We start from the raw sequence: 19,780 nt of genomic DNA on the forward strand, positions 1-19,780 counted from the left end.
CCCGTGGCGAGGGCGGCCGCGCCTTGATCGCACTGTTCGCCGACGCGACCGCGCTCGCCCAGCTCGAGGCTGAGGGATGAGGAGCGGTGAGATGAAGCGGTTTTCGCGGGCATGTGCGACACGATTCGCAGCGGCGATAGTGGCCGTGCATCCGGCGGTCGCTGCGCAGGCGCAGACACCGAAACGGGAGGCGGCCACGGCGGCAACCGGGCCGCTCGAAGAGGCAGAGCGGCTGAATGCCCGCGTTGCCGAGCTCGAGCAGGCAGGCCGGTACAACGAGGCCATGCCCCTCGCACGGAGAGCGCTCGATCTACGAGAAAAGGCGCTCGGGCCTGAGCATCCCGACGTGGCCCAAAGCCTTGACAGCCTGGCATTATTGTTCTTGGTGAAGAGCGACTACGCGGCAGGCGAGCCGCTCCTCCGCCGCGCTCTGGCCATCCGAGAGAAGGCGCTCGGGCCCGAGCATCTCGACCTGACCCAAAGCCTCGACATCCTGGCGTTGTTGCTTCATGGGAAAGGCGACACCACGGCGGCCGAGCCGCTCTACCGCCGCGCTCTTGCGATCCGGGAGAAGGTTCTCGGCCCTGAGCATTCCGACGTGACCGCCAGCCTCAACGGCCTGGCCGCATTGCTCATAGAGAAAGGCCACTTCGCAGGAGCGGAGCCGCTCGTCCGTCGCGCTTTGGCCATCGGGGAGAAGGCGCTCGGGCCTGAGCACCCCGACGTGACCATCAGCCTCAACATCCTGGCCGGGTTGCTCATGGAGAGAGGCGACTTCGCGGCGGCCGAGCCGCTCGTCCGTCGCGCTTTGGCCATCGGGGAGAAGGCGCTCGGGCCTGAGCACCCGGCCCTGGTCACCCCCCTCAACCTCCTGGCGTTACTGCTCCATGCGAGAGGCGACTACGCGGCGGGCGAGCCGCTCCTCCGCCGGGCTCTGGTCATCACGGAGAAGGCGCTCGGCCCCGAGCATCCCGACGTGGCCACCACCCTCCACAACCTGGCTGGGTTGCTCATGACGAAAGGAGACCACGTGGCGGCCGAGCCGCTGCACTGGCGGGCCCTGGTCATCCTGGAGAAGGCGCTCGGGCACGAGCATACCGCGGCGGCCAAAAGCCTCGACAGCCTGGCCGTATTGCTCTTCGAGATGGGCGACTTCGCGGCGGCCGAACCGCTCCTCCGTCGCGCTCTGACCATCCGGGAGAAGTCGCTCGGGCCTGAGCATCCCCGCGTGGCTCGGACCCTCCACAACCTGGCCGGGTTGCTCCTGGAGAGAGGCGACTACGGGGCGGCCGAGCCGCTCTACCGTCGGGCCCTGGCCGTCTGGGAGAAGGCGCTCGGGCCAGACGATTCCATGATGGCCTTCAGTTTCGGCAACCTGGCCGTCTTGCTCGATGAGAAAGGCGACCACGCAGCAGCAAAGCCGCTCTACCACCGGGCCCTGGCCGTCTCGGAGAAGGCGCTCGGGCCCGAGCATCCCAAGGTGGCCATTCTCCTGGGCAACCTGGCCTGGTCGCATTGGGCGAGCGCGGCGCCCACGCGGGCGCTTCCGCTGATGCAGCGGGCTGCAGCGATCCACGAGCCGGTCCTGACCTCGGTCCTTGCCGCCAGCAGCGAGCGGCAAAAGCACGCCTTCGCGCGGACGGTGCAAGGCCAGACCGACCAGACCGTATCCCTTCACGTCCGCGCGCTGCCCGATCGCGCCGACGCCGCCCGGCTTGCGCTCGCCGTCCTATTGCAGCGCAAGGGCCGCGTCCTCGACGCGATGACCGACATGCTCGCGCAGCTCCATGCCCGCGGCCGGGAGGAGGACCAGGCGAAGCTGGCCCAGCTGGCAAGGCTCGCGGGTGAGCTGGCAACGCGCGCGCTACGCGGGCCTGCGCCCGGTGAGGATGTGAACCATCACAGCGACGTGCTCGCCAGGCTGCGGGCGGAAATCGAGGTGCTCGACCAGGACCTGGCGGCGCGGTACAAGGCCCTTGCCGTGCAGCGCCGCGCCGTCACCCTGGAAGCCGTGCAAGCCGCGCTCGCGCCGGGCGCCGCGCTCGTCGAGGTCGCGCTGTTTCGGCCCCTTGTCCCGCGCTCGGAGCCCGGCCGCCGGTACGACAACCCGCACTACGTCGCTTATGTGCTGCACCCAACCGGCGAGCCACGCTGGGTGGAGCTCGGCCCCGCTGCGCCCATCGATGCGCTCGTCGCTGCTGCGCGCGCGTCGCTGAGCGCGACCGATGCGCGCTATGCCGAGGCGGCACGCGCGCTCGACGAGAAGGTCATGCAGCCGGTCAGGCAGCTCCTCGGCGAGGCGCGCGAGGTGTACCTGTCGCCCGACGGAGAGCTTAACCTCGTGCCCTTCGCGGCGCTGGTCGACGAGCGTGGGCAGTTCCTGCTCGCGCGTTATCGCTTCACCTACCTGACCAGCGGCCGCGATCTTCTCCGCCGCGAAGTCACCCAGACCGGGAGCCCGCGCTCGTCGCCGCTCGTCATCGGAAACCCAGCCTACGACGACGGCGGCGGCGCGCCGGCCGGTGCCGCCTCGGGGCGCCGATCGGATGCCATGGGCGCAATGCGCTTCGGCCCACTCCGGTGGACGGGGCCAGAGGCGCGCGCCGTCAAGGAGCGCTTGCCAGACGCACGCCTGCTGCTCGACAAGGACGCCACCGAAGCTGCTGTCAAGGCGCTGGAGGGCCCCTCTATCCTGCACATGGCCACCCACGGTTTCTTCCTGGCGCAGGCACGCCCGGCACCGGACGCGTCCCGCGAGGCCCGGCCGTTCCTGACCGTGCTGCAGCCCGAAGCGCTGCCGCCCTTGCCCGAGAACGCGCTCTTGCGCTCGGGTCTGGCGCTCGCAGGCGCCAACCTGCGGCGGAGCGGCGGCGAGGACGGCGTGCTGACCGCCCTCGAGGTCGCAGGCCTGGATCTGTGGGGGACCAAGCTCGTCGTGCTCTCGGCTTGCGACACGGGGATCGGCCCCCTCGCCCGCGGCGAGGGCGTCTACGGGCTGCGTCGCGCGCTCGTGCTCGCCGGGGCCGACAGCCAGATCATGAGTCTGTGGAAGGTCGCCGACGAGGAGACCCAGGCGCTCATGACGGCGTACTACGGTCGGCTCTCGGCCGGCGAGGGGCGCAGCGACGCCCTCCGCGAAGCACAGCTCGCCATGGCGCGCGAGCGCGTGCATCCCTACTACTGGGCGGCCTTCATCGCAGGCGGCAGCGGCCGCTCGCTCTCCGGAAGGGAGCCGCCCGCCGTGCGAGAAGCCGACGTGCCGAAGGCAGCGGACACCGTGGGCAGGGCCGCACCCGAGTAGGCCCGGTGGCGAGAGGCGCCACGCCGGCAAGCCATGGCACGCGAGCCGCGGCCCGCCGCAGGCCATCGTGTCGCACAGAAGGGATCAGGACACGCTCCCCGGGCCTACCGACACGCACCTTCAGACGGGGCACTGGCGCGAGGCGCGACCCGGAGCACGAGTGCGCCTTGCGCAAATCCTCGAGCCTACTTCGTGTCGACGAGGATCTGATGCACGGTCCAGTCGAAGCCCGGCTGGGACACGACGCGCATCCTGCTCTCCTCGTTCTTTTCAGCGTCGAGCGCCTCGCGCAGCCGAAAGAGCGCGTCTCGCGCAGCGCTGGCTCTCCTCCTCTCCGACCGGGTGATGGGCTGATCGATCGGCGGATGCAGGAGCCACCAGAAATCGGAGTCGTCGACGGTCACGAATATCTTGATGACGTTGACGGCCGAAGTGTGCCCGGCGCGCAGGACGGCCCCGAGCGCGAACCAGGCGTCTCGATGGGCATCCACGGTGGTGTAGTACTGCCGGGACGGGTCGGGGGGCATGACGGCGCCGATGCTCCAATCATCTTCGAGGTCGACAGCCACGACATTGATTCGACGATCGCTGTCGTTCACGACACGAACGAACGAGTAGGAACCGGGCTTCACGACGTATCTGCCGCCCTCCGGCTCCATCACCGTGCCGCCTTCGATCCAGTCACCCGGCGACCACCCTGCCGGGGGAGCGCGGAGCTCGACGCGAAGCGTGTCCTTGAGCCCTGAGAACGGATCGTACACCTCCTCGATGGTCTTGTACCGGAAGATGTGGATCAGCCGGTCGACCACGAGCTCGACGGCCTTCGGCGCGCCGACGCTCACCGCCGGCACGTTGGGCATCCGCTTTCCGCTCGGGTCCCAGATCTCGTATTGGCCGCCGTCGTTGATGGCGACCTGATAGTGCGGCGTCCCGCTCGTGTGGAGCACGAGGAAGCCGCGCCCTCTCGTCTCGATCGCTGCCCCCAGGGCCGCGAACGCCCGCTCCTGATCGATCCCGGGCGGCAGGTCATTCCGGCGGAAGAGGTTGACTGCGCGCTTCAGCGCGACCGATCCCACGTCCTCGAGGATCGCCGGGGCGCCCTGGACCGCCTCGACCGGGGTGCCCTCGTCCAGCGTCGCCCAGCTCTCCGTGCCTGACACCTCGTCGATGGTGGCGCCGCCCACACGCCTGTTGTCCTGCGTGAAGTCCGTCGTCCCGGGAAGATAGAGGCCGAATTTGCTGCCCATCTTCATCCCCGTCGCGCGGCCAGCGCTGAGCCTCACCCTCCGGTTCGTTTCATCGATTCCGATGACCCTCACCTTGTACGCGACGGGCCGGAGCGCGACGCCGAGCACCTGGCGCTCACCCTTGCCGAGGAACTGGGGTGTCTGCGTCGGGTGATTGCTATGCACCACCGTGAACACGCGCTCGTAGAGCGTCTTCCAGCTCTGGTCCTTGCCGAGCCGCGTCAGCGCGTTCAGGAAGGCCGCCGTCATCACGCCGCCCCGCTGGTCACCGTCGTTGGCCTCCAGCGCTGTCTGGTCGTCGCGGCACGCCGCAAGGAGCACGTAGTCGTTGGACGGGGGCAGCCAGGTCGTGCCAGCAGCCGCTCCCGGCGCGGCGCCCGTCGCCACGAGCCGCTGCCACGCGGCGCGAAGCTCGTCATCCGAGGCAACGCCGCCCCTCGGCCGCTCCGTGGTGTCGAGCGTGGGATCGACCCCCTCGCGGGCGCCAGTCGCGCACCGCGGCGCGACGTCGATCCCCCGCGTCGCGCCGCCGGAATGGCAGCTGTCGAGCACCACCGTCACGATCGCCTGGCTCTTCCTCGTGAGCGCGTCAAGGTAATATACCATATCGACATCGCTCAGGTAAGGCGTCGATCGCTCGCCGATGTCCATAGGCACCAGCGTCTCGTCGTCTCTGTCCGCCCCCTTCAGCTCCTCGAATCTCGTGGGGACGCGGCCACCGTGGCCAGAGTAGTGGATGTACACCTGGTCGCCTGGCTGCGCACGGGTGACCAGCGCGTCGAACGCCGCCTTCATGTTGGCGTACGTGGGCCAGTCGGAGCTCGGCCCGTCGGGCTGGTCAGCACCGGTGTCGCGTGCGACGAGCTTCGTGATCTCGAGCGGTCCAGTGACGTGGGTGTGCAGCGCCGCCTCGACGAGGCGGATGTCGTTCACGCAGCCGCTCAACGGCGCGTAGGTGGCGCCGTTCTCGAGTCGGTTCGGGAGATAGAGGTCGATGCCGATGAGCAGCGCCCGGAAGGTCGGGCCCGTGTCGTCAGCGCTGCTCCTCCCCGCGTCGTCGTGTTCGTCGTTCGGCTGGCTATTCATGGTGCTCCTCCAACAATAGCGGCCGCGAGGCCGTTTCCTCCCGATGGGCCCCCGGACCATCATGTGCCCGCGAAGGACGCGCGTCGCACGCCGCCCCGTATTCCATCCTCTTGCAGATCGCGCGGGAGCTTCCGATCCTGGCAGATGCCGACGTTGGCTCCTGGCGTCACCATATTTCTACCCCTCCGCGAAAGCCGACGTGCGCTCGTGCGCGCGAGCAGCCCATGACAGATCGATAAAGAACAGCGCTCAAAGGTCAAGCAGGGGCGGAAGGGGCAAACGCCAGGTCGTCTCACGCTGATTTTCAGGCCGAGGGAGCCAGCTGCGGCATTTTCAGCTTCATTGAGCGACGCGTGCTCCAGGAGATGGGGCCCCCAGACGCCGACAGCCCCTCCCGAACGAGGGAGCGATGTCCACTTGACGTCCGGGGCGGCGCACCCACGATCACCGGTGTGCGACGCGCATGAGGAACTTTCGATGTCGGCGAGAGGATCTCTGCCAGGCAGTCGTCGACGGGTCACGGCAACGCGTGTTCGGACGGATGCTCCGGGTATCTGTATCGCTGCTCGCCAGCGCGAAGGCGCCCGCCCAGCCGAAGCCGAAGGATCAGGAGCGGTGGGATGAAGCAGTTTTCGATGCCACGCGCAACACGGCTCGGGGTGACGGTCGGGGACGGGCGCCCGCGGGTCGAGGCACTGGCGGAGATGCCGAAACACGAGGCGGCAGCGAAAGGGCCGCTAGAGGAGGCAGCGCGGCAGAGTGCCCGCGTCCTCGAGCTCGAGCGGGCCGGCCGATACGACGAGGCCATCCCCCTCGCACGGCGGGCGCTCGAGCTGCGGGAGAGGGCGCTCGGGTCAGAGCATCCCGATGTGGCCACCTCGCTCAACAATCTTGCCGGGTTGCTCCAGACGAAAGGCGACTACGCGGCGGCCGAGCCGCTCCACCGTCGCGCTCTGGCCATCCGGGAGAAGGCGCTCGGGCCAGAGCATCCCGATGTGGCCACCTCCCTCAACGACCTGGCCGGGTTGCTCCAGGCGAAAGGCGACTACGCGGCGGCCGAGCCGCTCTACCGCCGGGCTCTGGCCATCCGCGAGAAGGCGCTCGGGCCAGAGCATCCCGACATGGCTCAGAGCCTCAACAACCTGTTCCTGTTGCTCCGTGCGAGAGGCGACTACGCGGCGGCCGAGCCGCTCTACCGCCGGGCTCTGGCCATCCGCGAGAAGGTGCTCGGACCGGAGCATCCCAACGTGGCCACCAGCCTGAATGAGCTGGCCTTGTTGTTCAAGGCGAGAGGCGACTACGCGGCGGCCGAGCCGCTCTTCCGTCGCGCTCTGGCCATCCGCGAGAAGGCGCTAGGGACCGAGCATCCCGACGTGGCCACCTCCCTCACCAACCTGGCCGGGTTGCTCAAGGCGAAGCGCGAGTACGCGGCGGCCGAGCCGCTCTTCCGTCGCGCTCTGGCCATCCGCGAGAAGGCGCTCTGGGCCGACCATCCCGATGTGGCCACCTCCCTCACCAACCTGGCCTTGTTGCTCCAGGCGAAGGTCGACTACGCGGCGGCTGAGCCGCTCCTCCGCCGGGCTCTGGCCATCCGCGAGAAGGCGCTAGGGACCGAGCATCCCGAGGTGGCCGCCAGCCTCAACACCCTGGCCGGATTGCTCCGTACGAAGGGCGACTACGCGGCGGCCGAGCCGGTCGGCAGTCGCGCTCTGGCCATCCGCGAGAAGGCGCTCGGGCCCGAGCACCCCGACCTGGCTCACAGCCTCAACGAGCTGGCCTTGTTGTTCAAGACGAAAGGCGACTACGCGGCGGCCGAGCCGCTCTACCGTCGCGCTCTGGCCATCCGGGAGAAGGCGCTCGCGCCCAGACATCCCTACGTGGTCACCAGCCTCAGCAACCTGGCCTTGTTACTCGAGGCGAAAGGCGACTACGCGGCGGCCGAGCCGCTCCTCCACCGGGTGCTTGCTCTCCGGGAGAAGGCGCTCGGGCCCGAGCATCCCGAGGTGGCCATCGCCCTCAACAACCTGGCCGCGCTGCATTGGGCGAAAGGCGACCACGCGGCGGCCGAGCCGCTCTACCGCCGGGCTCTGGCCATCCGGGAGAAGGCGCTCGGGCCCGAGCATCCCGAGGTGGCCACCAGCCTCAACAACCTGGCCGGGTTCCTGCTACGTGCGAAAGGCGACCACGTGGCGGCCGAGCCGCTCCTCCGCAGGGCTATTGCCATTTTGGAGAAGACGCTCGGGCCCGAGCATCCCCATGTGGCTGGCAGCCTCAACAACCTGACTGGGGCGCTCCTTGCGAAGAGCGACTACGCGGCGGCCGAGCCGCTTGTCCGCCGGGCTATTGCCATTTTGGAGAAGACGCTCGGGCCCGCGCATCCCCACGTGGCTGGCAGCGTCAACAACCTGGCCGCGTTGCATTGGGCGAAAGGCGACTACGCGGCGGCCGAGCCGCTCCTCCGTCGCGCGCTGGCCATCCGAGAGAAGGCGCTCGGGCCCGAGCATCCCGCCGTAGCTCAGAGTCTCAACCACCTGGCCGCGTTGCATTGGGCAGGCTCCGCGCCCACGCAGGCGCTTCCCCTTTTGCAGCGGGCTTCCGCGATCCACGAACGGGCCCTAGCCGCTGTACTCGCCGCCAGCAGCGAGCGGCAAAAGCACACGTTCGCGTGGACGGTGCAAGGCGAGACCGACAGGACGGTCTCTCTTCATGTCCGCGCGCTGCCCGACCGAGCCGACGCCGCTCGGCTCGCGCTCACCGTCCTGCTGCAGCGCAAGGGCGGCGTCCTCGATGCCATGACCGACATGCTCGCGCAGCTCCGTGCCCGCGGCCGGCCGGAGGACCAGGCGAAGCTGGCCCAGCTGGCAAGCCTCAGGGGCGAGCTCGCGACGCGCACGCTGCGTGGACCTGCGCCCGGCGAGGACGTGAGCCATCACAGCGACACGCTCGCCAGCCTGCGTACGGACGCCGAAGCGCTCGAGCGAGACCTGGCGGAGCAGTATAAAGCGCTCGCCGTGGAGCGCCGAGCCGTCACCCTCGAGGCCGTGCAAGCCGCGCTCGGTCCGGACGCCGCGCTGATCGAGATCGCGCTGTTTCACCCCTTTGATCCGCACGCGACGCCCAAGCCCAGGTTTGGCGACCCGCACTACGTCGCGTATGTGTTGCATCCGACCGGCGATCCAACCTGGGTGGAGCTGGGTCCGGCCGTGCTTATTGATGCCCTCATCGCGCGAGCGCGCTCAGCGCTGAGCGAGGCCGATCCGCGCTACGCCGAAGCAGCGCGCGCGCTCGACGAGAGGGTCATGCAGCCGGTGAGGCAACTCCTGGGCGAGGCGCGCGAGGTGTACCTGTCGCCGGACGGAGCGCTCAACCTGGTGCCCTTCGCCGCGCTGGTCGATGAGCGCGGGCATTTCTTGCTCGCGCGTTATCGCTTCACCTACCTGACCAGCGGCCGGGACCTGCTCCGTCTCCAAGTCACCCAGACCGAGAGCCCCCGCTCGCCACCGCTGGTCATCGGCAACCCCGCCTACGACGAGGGCGGCAGCGCGCCGGCCGGCGCGACCTCGGGGCGCCGCTCGGACGCCATGGGCACCACGCACTTCGTCCCACTCCGGTGGACGGGGCCCGAGGCGCGCGCGGTCAAGGAGCGCTTGCCAGACGCACGCCTGCTGCTCGACAAGGACGCCACCGAGGCCGCCGTCAAGGCGCTCGCGGGCCCCGCCATCGTGCACATGGCCACCCACGGATTCTTCCTGGCGCAGGCACGCGCGGCACCGCTCGCGCCCGGCGAGGCCCGGCCGTTCCTGACCCTGGTGCAGCCCGAAGCGCTGCCGCCCTTGCGCGAGAGCGCGCTCTTGCGCTCGGGCCTGGCGCTCGCAGGCGCCAACCTGCGACGCAGCGGCGGAGAGGACGGCGTGCTGACCGCGCTCGAGGTCGCAGGCCTGGACCTGTGGGGAACCAAGCTCGTCGTGCTGTCCGCGTGCGAGACGGGGGTCGGCACGCTTTACTGGGGTGAGGGTGTCTACGGGCTCCGGCGCGCTCTCGTGCTCGCCGGCGCCGACAGCCAGATCATGAGTCTGTGGCAGGTGGCCGACAAGGAGACCCAGGCGCTGATGACGGCCTACTACGGTCGGCTCTCCGCCGACGAGGGACGCAGCGATGCGCTGCGCGAAGTGCAGATCACCATGGCTCGCACGGGCTTGCACCCCTACTACTGGGCCGCCTTCATCGCTGGCGGCAGCGGCCGCTCGCTCTCCGGGAAGGAGCCGCCCGCCGTGCGACAAGCCGACTTGGAGAGGGCTCTGGACACCGCAGGGGCCGCGCCCTAATAGCGCCGAGCCCATCGCAAGGAGGGCCGCGCCTTGGTTGCGCTGTTCGCCGACCCGACTGCGCCCGCCTGCCTCAACTTGAGCGACGAGGAGCGGTGAGATGAAGGTTCTTTTGCCGTCACGTGCAACGCGATTGGCAGCGGCGATCATGGCCGCGCATCTGGCGGTCGAGGCGCAGGCGCAGGCGCCCGAACAAGAGGCGGCCACGGCGGCAAGACGGCCGCTCGAAGAGGCAGAGCGGCTGAATCGCCGCGTCGCCGAGCTCGAGCAGGCCGGCCGATACGACGAGGCGATCCCCCTCGCACGGAGGGCGCTCGCGCTGCGAGAAAGGGCGCTCGGGCCAGAGCATCCCGGCGTGGCTCAGAGCCTCGCCGGCCTGGCCTTGCTGCTCCAGGAGAAAGGTGACTATGCGGCGGCCGAGCCGCTCTACCGCCGGGCTCTGGTCATCCGGGAGAAGGCGCTCGGGCCAGAACATCCCCACGTGGCCGCCAGCCTCTACAGCCTGGCTTTGTTGCTCGAGCAGAAGGCTGACTATGCCGTGGCCGAGCCGCTCTACCGTCGCGCCCTCGACATTCGGGAGAAGGCATTCGGCCCCGAGCATCCCGCTGTGGCTCAGAGCCTCAACGCCCTGGCCGGGTTGCTCCAGGCGATAGGCGACTACGCGGGGGCCGAGCCGCTCTACCACCGCGCGCTGGCCATCGTGGAGAAGGCGTTCGGGGCCGAGCATCACAACGTGGCAGCCATCCTCAACAATCTGGCCGTCTTGCTCCAGGCGATAGGCGACCACGCGAGGGCCGAGCCGCTCGTCCGTCGCGCTCTGGCCATCCGGGAGAAGACGCTCGGGCCAGAGAATCCCGACGTGGCTCAGAGCCTCAACAATCTGGCCGTCTTGCTCCAAGCGAAAGGCGAGCACGCGGCGGCCGAGCGGCTCTACCGCCGGGCTCTGGCCATCTGGGAAAAGACGCTCGGCCCCGAGCATCCCGCGGTGGCTCAGAGCTTCGACAACCTGGCCTGGTTGCATTGGGCCAGCGCGGCGCCCACGCGAGCGCTTCCGCTGTTGCAGCGAGCTGCTGCGATCCACGAGCGGGTCCTGGCCTCCGTCGTTGCCGCCGGCAGCGAGCGGCAAAAGCACGCCTTCGCGTCGATGCTGGAAGGTCACACCGACATGACCGTGTCTCTCCACGTCCGCGCGTTGTCGGACCGCGCCGACGCCGCCCGGTTCGCGCTCGCCGTCCTGCTGCAGCGCAAGGGCCGCGTCCTCGACGCCATGACCGACCTGCTCACGCAACTCCGTGCTCGCGGCCGGCCTGAGGACCAGGCGAAGCTGGCCGAGCTGACACGCCTCCGGGGCGAGCTCGCAAAGCGCACGTTGCGCGGGGCGCGGCGTGGCGAAGACGTGCGCCATCACAGCGACGCGTTCGCCGAGCTACAGGCGGACATCGAGGTCCTCGAGCGAGACCTGGCGGAACGGTATAAAGCGCTCGCCGCGGAGCGTCGGGCCGTCACCCTCGAGGCTGTGCAAGCCGCGCTCGGTCCGGATGCCGCGCTGATCGAGATTGCGCTGTTTCATCCTTACGATCCGCACGCGAAGCGAGGCCGATGGTTTGGCGACCCGCACTACGTTGCCTACGTGCTGCACCGGACGGGCAAGCCACTCTGGGTGGAGCTGGGCCCGGCCGCGCCCATCGACGCGCTCGTCGCTCGAGCGCGCGCGGCGCTGAGCACGGCCGATCCGCGCTATGCCGACGCGGCGCGCAAGCTTGACGAGAAGGTGATGCAGCCGGTGAGACGGCTCTTGGGCGAGGCGCGCGAGGTGTACCTCTCGCCGGACGGAGAGCTCAACCTGGTGCCCTTTGCAGCGCTGGTCGATGAGCGCGGGCAGTTTCTGCTCGCGCGTTATCGCTTCACCTACCTGACCAGCGGCCGGGACCTGTTGCGCATCGAAGTCACCCAGACCGAGAGCCCGCGCTCATCGCCGCTGGTCCTCGGCAACCCCGCCTACGACGAGGGCGGCGCACCAGCCGCTGCGACCTCAGGGCACCGCTCGGACGCCATGGGCGCGATGCAGTTCGGCCCACTCCGGTGGACCGAACCCGAGGCGCGCGCGGTCAAGCAGCTCTTGCCGGACGCACGCCTGCTGCTCGACAAGGACGCCACAGAGGCCGCCGTCAAGGCGCTCGCGGGCCCCTCCATCCTGCACATGGCAACCCATGGCTTCTTCATGGCACAGGCACCCGCGGCACCGCACGCGTCCCGCGAGGCGCGGCCGTTCCTGACCGTGCTCCAGCCCGGAGCGCTGCCGCCCTTGCCCGAAAACGCGCTCTTGCGCTCGGGCCTCGCGCTGGCAGGCGCCAACCTGCGGCGCAGCGGCAGCGAGGATGGCGTGCTGACCGCGCTCGAGGTGGCGGGGCTGGATCTTTGGGGAACCAAGCTCGTGGTGCTGTCGGCGTGCGACACCGGAATCGGCGCGCTCCAGCGGGGCGAGGGCGTCTACGGGCTACGGCGCGCGCTCGTGCTCGCCGGGGCCGACAGCCAGATCATGAGTCTGTGGAAGGTGGCCGACGAGGAGACCCAGGCGCTGATGACGGCCTACTACGGTCGGCTCTCGGCCGACGACGGGCGCAGCGATGCGCTACGCGAAGTGCAGATCGCCATGGTTCGCAAGGGATTACACCCTTTCTACTGGGCCGCCTTCATCGCTGGCGGCAGCGGGCTGTCGCTCTCCGGAAAGGAGCCGCCTCCCGTGCGAGAAGCCGACGTGCCGAGGCCTCTGGACAACGGGCGGATTGCGCCCGAGTAGATGCGAGCCCGTGGTGAGGGGGCCGCGCTCAGGTAGTACCGTTCGTCGACGCGACAGCGCTCGCCCGGCTCAACCCGAGCGATGAGGAACAGTGAGATGAAAGCTATTTTGCGGGCATGTGCAACACGATTCGCCGTGGCGATCGTGGCCGTGCATCCGGGGGTTGAGGCGCAGGCGCAGATGCCACCACAGGAGGCGGCCGCGGCGGCAAAAGGGCCGCTCGAAGAGGCAGAGCGGCTGCATCGCCGCGTCGTCGAGCTCGAGCAGACCGGACGATACGACGAGGCCATCCCCCTCGCACGGCGGGCGCTCGACCTGCGAGAGAAGGCGCTCGGGTCAGAGCATGCCGACGTGGCTGAGAGCCTCAACCGTCTGGCCACGTTGCTCCTGGTGAAAGTCGACTACGCAACGGCCGAGCCGCTCCTCCGCCGCGCTCTGGCCATCCGAGAGAAGGCGCTCGAGCCCGAGCATCCCGACGTGGCTGAAAGCCTCAACAACCTGGCGCTGTTGCTCTTGGTGAAAGTCGACTACGCGACGGCCGAGCCGCTCCTCCGCCGCGCTCTGGCCATTCGAGAGAAGGCGCTTGGGCCAGAACATCCCGACGTGGCTGAGAGCCTAGACAGCCTGGCGCTGTTACTCGACAGGAAAGGCGACTACGCGACGGCCGAGCCGCTCTACCGTCGCGCTTTGGCCATCCGGGAGAGGACGTTCGGGCCAGAGCATGCCGAGGTGGCCAGCAGCCTCCACAGCCTGGCCAGGTTGCTTCATACGAAAGGCGACTACGCGGCGGCCGAGCCGCTCTTCCGTCGCGCTTTGGCCATCTTGGAGAAGGCCCTCGGATCCGAGCATCCCGACGTGGCCACCAATCTCGACAGCCTGGCCAGGTTGCTGTACGCGAAGGGCGACTCCGAGACAGCCGAGCCGCTCTTCCGTCGCGCTTTAGCCATCCGGGAGAACACGCTCGGATCCGAGCATCTCCACGTGGCTGACAGCCTCCACAGCCTGGGCAGGTTGCTGTACGGGAAGGGCGACTATGCAACGGCCGAGCCGCTCTCCTATCGCGCTTTAGCCATCCGGAAGAAAGCGCTCGGGTCCGGGCATCCCGCCTTGGCTCATAGCCTCACCGACCTGGCCTGGTTGCTCATGGCGAAGGGCGACTACGCAGCGGCCGAGCCGTTCTTCCGCCGGGCTCTTGCCATCATGGAGAAGGCGCTCGGGTCCGAGCATCCCGCCGTGGCCACCAGTCTCAACGACCTGGCGTGGCTGCTCTTGGTGAAGGATGATCCCGCGGCGGCCGAGCCGCTTTTCCGTCGCGCTCTGGCTATCCGAGAGAAGGTGCTCGGACCAGACCATCCCCGCGTAGCCACCAGCCTCGACAACCTGGCCTGGTTGCTCGCTGAGAACAGCGACTATGCGACAGCCGAGCCGCTCTTCCGTCGCGCTCTGGCTATCCGGGAGAAGATGGTTGGGTACGAGGATCCCGCCGTGGCCACCAGTCTCATCCACCTAGCCGGGTTGCATTGGGCGACCGCTGCGGCCACGCGGGCACTTCCGCTGATGCAGCGCGCTGCTGCGATCCACGAGCGGGTCCTGGCAGCCACCCTTGCCGCCAGCAGCGAGCGGCAGAAGCACGCGTTCACAAGGGCGACGGAACACATGACCGATGTGTTCGTTGCCCTTCACGTCCGCGCGCTGCAGAGCCGCGCCGACGCCGCCCGGCTCGCGCTCACCGTCCTGCTGCAGCGCAAGGGTCGCGTCCTCGACGCCATGACCGACATGCTCGGGCAGCTTCGCGCCCGCGGCCGACAGGAGGACCAGGCGAAGCTGGCCCAGCTGGCAAGGCTCGCAGGTGAGCTGGCGACGCGCTCGCTGCGTGGGCCCACACCCGGCGAGGACGTGAGCCATCACAGCGATGCGCTCGCCAAGCTGCGGGCGGACATCGAGGTCCTCGAGCAGGACCTGGCAGCACGGTACAAGGAACTGGCCGCGAAGCGCCGAGCCATCGCCCTTGAGACCGTGCAGGCCGCGCTTAATTCGGGTGCCGCGCTCGTCGAAAACGCCCTGATTCACCCTTTCGATCCGCACGCGAAACCCGACCAAAGATTTGGCGAGCCGCACTACGTCGCCTATGTGCTGCACCGGACCGGCAATCCACGCTGGGTGGATCTGGGCCCCGCCGCGCCCATCGACGCGCTCGTCGCTCAAGCGCGCGCGGCGCTGAGCGCGGCCGATCCGCGCTACGCGGAGGCGGCACGCGCCCTTGACGAGAAGGTGATGCAGCCGGTGAGGCAGTTCCTGGGCGAGTCGCGCGAGGTGTACCTGTCGCCGGACGGAGAGCTCAATCTGGTTCCCTTCGCGGCGCTTGTCGACGAGCACGGGCAGTTCCTGCTCGCGCGTTATCGCTTCACCTACCTGACCAGCGGCCGCGACCTGCTCCGCATCGAGGTCACCCAGACCGAGAACCCGCGCTCATCGCCGCTGGTCATCGGCAACCCCGCCTACGACGAAGGCAGCGGCGCGCCGGCCGCTGCGATTTCGGGGCGGCGCTCGGACGCCATGGGCGCGATGCAGTTCGGCCCACTCCGGTGGACCGAACCCGAGGCGCGCGCGGTCAAGGAGCGCTTGCCAGACGCCCGCCTGCTGCTCGACAAGGACGCCACAGAGGCCGCCGTCAAGGCGCTCGCGGGCCCCTCCATCCTGCACATGGCAACCCACGGCTTCTTCCTGGCACAGGCACCCGCGGCACCGCACACGTCCCGCGAGGCGCGGCCGTTCCTGACCGTGCTCCAGCCCGGACCGCTGCCGCCCTTGCCCGAAAACGCGCTCTTGCGCTCGGGCCTGGCGCTGGCAGGCGCCAACCTGCGACGCAGCGGCGGAGAGGACGGCGTGCTGACTTCGCTCGAGGTCGCGGGCCTGGATCTGTGGGGCACCAAGCTCGTCGTGCTGTCGGCGTGCGACACGGGGATTGGCACGCTCTACCGGGGCGAGGGGGTCTACGGCCTGCGGCGCGCGCTCGTGCTCGCCGGGGCAGACAGCCAGATCATGAGTCTCTGGAAGGTGGCCGACGAGGAGACCCAGGCGCTCATGACGGCCTACTACGATCGGCTCTCGGCTGACGAGGGTCGCAGCGATGCGCTGCGCGAAGTGCAGATCACCATGGTGAGCAAGGGCTTGCACCCCTTCTACTGGGCCGCCTTCATCGCAGGCGGCAGCGGCCGCTCGCTGTCCGGAAACGAGCCTCCCCCCGTCCGAGTCGCCGATGTGCCGAGGGCTCTGGACCCCGGGGGGAATGCGCCCGAGTAGACGCGAACGCGTGGTAAGGGGGCTACGCCCAGGTTGCGCCGTTCGCCGACGCGACGGCGCTCGCCATTGTCGAAGCTGCGGGATGAGGAGCGGTGAGATGAAGGGGGGTTCGAGGATCCGTGCAATACAATTCGCCACAGCGATCGTGGTCGCGCAACCAGGGGTCACGGCCCAGGCGCAGACGCCGACACAGGAGGCCGCCACGGCGGCGCAAGGGCCGCTCGAAGAGGCAGAGCGGCTGAATCGCCGCGCTGTCGAGCTCCATAAGGCCGGCCGATATGACGAGGCCATCCCCCTCGCTCGGAGGGCGCTCGACCTGCGAGAAAACGCGCTCGGGCCTGAGCATCCCGACGTGGCCATCACTCTCCACAACCTGGCCGCGTTGCTCAAGGCGAAAGGCGATTACGCGGCGGCCGAGCCTCTCTTCCGTCGCGCCCTGGCCATCCAGGAGAAGGCGCTCGGGCCTGAGCATCCCGACGTGGCCACCACGCTCAACAACCTGGCCGCATTGCTCGCGACGAAAAGCGATTACGCAGCGGCCGAGCCGCTCTTTCGTCGCGCTCTAACCATCCGGGAGAAGGCGCTCGGGTCCGAGCATCCCGACGTGGCTGAGAGCCTCAACAGCCTGGCAGGGTTGCTCTATGCAAAAGACGACATCGTGGCGGCCGAACCGCTCCTCCGCCGCGCTCTAACCATCCAAGAGAACGCGCTCGGATCCGAGCATCCCGACGTGGCCTTCAGCCTCAACTGCCTGGCCGAGTTGCTCCAGACGAAAGGCGACGATGCGGCGGCAGAGCCGCTCTACCGTCGCGCTCTGGCCATCCGCGAGAAGACGATCGGGCCCGAGCACCCCGACGTGGCTGTGAGCCTCAGCGGTCTGGCCGGGTTGCTCGAGGCGAAGGGCGACTATACGGCGGCCGAGCCTCTCTTTCGTCGCGCTCTGGCCATCCGGGAAAAGGCGCTCGGGCCGGAGCACCCCAACGTGGCCATTGCCCTCAACGATATGGCCGCGTTGCTCCAGGCGAAAGGAGACTATACGGCAGCCGAGCCTCTCTTTCGTCGCGCTCTGGCCATCCGGGAGAAGGCGCTCGGGCCGGAACATCCCAACGTGGCTACTGCCCTCAAGAACCTGTCGGAGTTGCTCTTTCTGAGAGGCGACTACGCGGCGGCCGAGCCGCTCTACCGTCGCGCTCTGGCCATCCGGGAAAAGGCGCTCGGGCCCGAGCATCCCAGCGTGGCCGCCGTCCTCCACAATCTGGCCCTATTGGCCTATGCGAAGGGCGATTACGCGGCGGCCGAGCCGCTCCACCGTCGCGCTCTGGCCATCGAGGAGAAGGTGGGCGGCCCAGAGCATCCAAACGTGGCTAGATCCCTCCACAGCCTGGCCTGGTTGCTCCAGGAGAAAGGGGACGATCCAGAGGCCGAGGCGCTCCACCGTCGCGCTCTGGCCATCTTGGAGAAGGCGCTCGGGCCGGAGCATCCCAACGTGGCCACTGCCCTCAACAACATGGCCGTGTTACTCGACAAGAAAGGCGACTACTCGGCAGCCAAGCGGCTCCACCGTCGCGCTCTGGCCATCTGGGAGAAGGCGCTCGGCCCAGAGCATCCCGACGTGGCCGTCGGTCTCGATAATTTGGCCGGGTTGCTCGATAAGGAAGGCGACCACGCGTCCGCCGAGCCGCTCTACCGTCGCGCTCTGGCCATCCGGGAGAAGGCGCTCGGGCCCGAGCACGCCGACGTGGCCATCAACCTCAACAACCTGGCCGTGTTGCTCGAGGCGAAAGGCGACCACGCGTCCGCCGAGCCGCTCTACCGTCGCGCCCTGGCTATCCAGGAGAAGGCGCTCGGGCCTGAGCACCCCAGGGTGGCCGCCAGCCTCTACAACCTGGCCGTCTTGCATTGGGTGAGCGCAGCGCCCACGCGGGCGCTTCCGCTGATACAGCGGGCCGCTGCGATCCACGAGCGGGTCCTGGCATCTGTCCTTGCGACCAGCAGCGAGCGGCAAAAGCACGCGTTTGTGCGGACGGTGCAAGGCGAGACCGACGTGACCGTTTCCCTTCACGTCCGCACGCTGCAGGGCCGCGTCGACGCCGCCCGGCTCGCGCTCGCCGTCCTGCTACAGCGCAAGGGCCGCGTCCTCGACGCCATGACCGACATGCTCGCGCAGCTCCGCACGCGCGGCCGGCCCGAGGACCAGGCGAAGCTGACCCAGCTGGCTCGCCTCAGAGGCGAGCTGGCGACGCGCACGCTGCGCGGACCTGCGCTTGGCGAGGACGTGAGCCATCATGGCGACGCGCTCGCCAAGCTGCGGGCGGATGTCGAGGTGCTCGAGCGGGACCTGGCCGCACGGTACAAGGCGCTGGCCGCGGAGCGCCGCGCCGTCCCCCTCGAGAACGTGCAAGCCACGCTCGGTCCGAGCGCCGCGCTCGTCGAGATCGCGCTATTTCGACCGTTTGATCCGCACGCGAGGCCGGAGCGCAGGCTTGGCAATCTGCACTACGTCGCCTATGTATTGCACCGGACCGGCGATCCGAGCTGGGTGGAGCTCGGCCCCGCCGCGCCCATCGATGCGCTCGTCGCTCAAACACGTGCGCTCCTGAGCGCCGCCGATCCGCGCTACGCCGAGGCGGCGCGTGCGCTCGACGAGAAGGTCATGCAGCCGGTGAGGCAGCTTCTGGGCGAGGCGCGCGAGGTGTACCTGTCGCCAGACGGAGAGCTCAACCTCGTGCCCTTCGCCGCGCTGGTCGACGAGCGCGGGCAGTTCTTGCTCGCACGCTATCGGTTCACGTACCTGACCAGCGGCCGCGACTTGCTCCGCCTCGAAGTTACCCAGACCGAGAGTCCCCGCTCGTCGCCGCTGGTCATCGGCAACCCGGCCTACGACGAGGGCGGAGGCGTGCCGGCCAGCGCGACCTCGGGGCGCCGGTCGGACGGCATGGGAGCCATGCAGTTCGGTCCACTCCGGTGGACGGAGCCAGAGGCGCGCGCCGTCAAGGAGCTCTTGCCGGACGCACGCCTGCTGCTCGACAAGGACGCCACCGAGGCCGCGATCAAGGCGCTGGCGGGCCCCGCCATCGTGCACTTGGCCACCCACGGCTTCTTCCTGGCGCAGGAACCCGGGGCACCGCACGCGTCCCGCGGGGCCCAGCGGCCGTTCCTGACGCTGCTGCAGCCCGGAGCGCTGCCGCCCTTGCCCGAGAACCCGCTGCTGCTCTCGGGTCTGGCGCTCGCAGGCGCCAACCAGCGACGCAGCGGCGGCGAGGACGGCGTGCTCACCGCGCTCGAGGTCGCTGGCCTGGATCTGTGGGGCACCAAGCTCGTTGTGCTGTCGGCGTGCGACACGGGGGTCGGCGCGCTCTCCCGGGGCGAGGGCGTCTACGGGCTCCGGCGCGCGCTCGTGCTCGCCGGGGCCGACAGCCAGATCATGAGTCTGTGGAAGGTGGCCGACGAGGAGACCCAGGCGCTCATGAAGGCCTACTACGGTCGCCTCTCGGCCGGCGACGGGCGCAGCGATGCGCTGCGGGAAGTGCAGCTCGCCATGGCTCGCAAGCCCTTGCATCCGTACTACTGGGCCGCCTTCATTGCAGGCGGCAGCGACCGCTCGCTCTCCGGAAAGGAGCCGCCCCCCGTGCGAGACGCCGACGTGCCGAGGGCTCTGGACACCGGGGAGATGGCGCTCGAGTAGATGCGAGCCCGTGGTGAGGGGGCCGCGCCCAGC

Annotated in this window: 6 protein-coding genes; 5 read left to right on the forward strand and 1 reads right to left on the reverse strand. The window is 69.2% G+C overall.

Annotated elements, in window-relative coordinates:
* Positions 1-91: 91 nt before the first annotated feature.
* Complete coding sequence (locus WME95_RS29790; protein ID WP_437902731.1) at positions 92-3,301, forward strand: tetratricopeptide repeat protein; 3,210 nt, start codon at positions 92-94, stop codon at positions 3,299-3,301.
* Between the two features lie 185 nt (positions 3,302-3,486).
* Here the strand turns inward: WME95_RS29790 and WME95_RS29795 are convergent, their stop codons facing one another.
* Positions 3,487-5,634 carry a caspase family protein gene (locus tag WME95_RS29795; protein WP_437902732.1) on the reverse strand — a complete coding sequence of 716 codons (2,148 nt, stop codon included), beginning with the start codon at positions 5,632-5,634 and terminating at the stop codon, positions 3,487-3,489.
* A 620-nt stretch (positions 5,635-6,254) separates the two neighbouring features.
* On the opposite strand from WME95_RS29795, the gene WME95_RS29800 reads away from it, so the two are divergent.
* The 4 genes from WME95_RS29800 to WME95_RS29815 all read left to right on the forward strand — a co-directional run bounded on the left by WME95_RS29800 (position 6,255) and on the right by WME95_RS29815 (position 19,747).
* Entirely contained in the window at positions 6,255-9,959 is a 3,705-nt protein-coding gene (locus WME95_RS29800) for a tetratricopeptide repeat protein (protein WP_437902733.1), read from the forward strand.
* 100 nt (positions 9,960-10,059) lie between these two features.
* Positions 10,060-12,759, forward strand: coding sequence for a CHAT domain-containing tetratricopeptide repeat protein (locus tag WME95_RS29805; RefSeq protein ID WP_437902734.1), 2,700 nt, complete (start codon positions 10,060-10,062; stop codon positions 12,757-12,759).
* Positions 12,760-12,855: 96 nt separating this feature from the next.
* Entirely contained in the window at positions 12,856-16,062 is a 3,207-nt protein-coding gene (locus WME95_RS29810; RefSeq protein ID WP_437902735.1) for a tetratricopeptide repeat protein, read from the forward strand.
* 97 nt (positions 16,063-16,159) lie between these two features.
* The gene (locus WME95_RS29815; protein WP_437902736.1) at positions 16,160-19,747 is read left to right on the forward strand and encodes a tetratricopeptide repeat protein; all 3,588 of its coding nucleotides are present in this window, start codon (positions 16,160-16,162) and stop codon (positions 19,745-19,747) included.
* Positions 19,748-19,780: the final 33 nt, after the last annotated feature.

Source organism: Sorangium sp. So ce327 (assembly GCF_051530205.1).
GTDB classification, from domain to species: domain Bacteria; phylum Myxococcota_A; class Polyangia; order Polyangiales; family Polyangiaceae; genus Sorangium; species Sorangium cellulosum_B.

Bases quoted from the DNA above. Each gene is read 5' to 3' on its own strand.
- WME95_RS29805 (WP_437902734.1), top strand. From the start codon at position 10,060: ATGAAGGTTCTTTTGCCGTCACGTGCAACGCGATTGGCAGCGGCGATC.
- WME95_RS29790 (WP_437902731.1), top strand. From the start codon at position 92: ATGAAGCGGTTTTCGCGGGCATGTGCGACACGATTCGCAGCGGCGATA.
- WME95_RS29810 (WP_437902735.1), top strand. From the start codon at position 12,856: ATGAAAGCTATTTTGCGGGCATGTGCAACACGATTCGCCGTGGCGATC.
- WME95_RS29800 (WP_437902733.1), top strand. From the start codon at position 6,255: ATGAAGCAGTTTTCGATGCCACGCGCAACACGGCTCGGGGTGACGGTC.
- WME95_RS29815 (WP_437902736.1), top strand. From the start codon at position 16,160: ATGAAGGGGGGTTCGAGGATCCGTGCAATACAATTCGCCACAGCGATC.
- WME95_RS29795 (WP_437902732.1), bottom strand. From the start codon at position 5,634: ATGAATAGCCAGCCGAACGACGAACACGACGACGCGGGGAGGAGCAGC.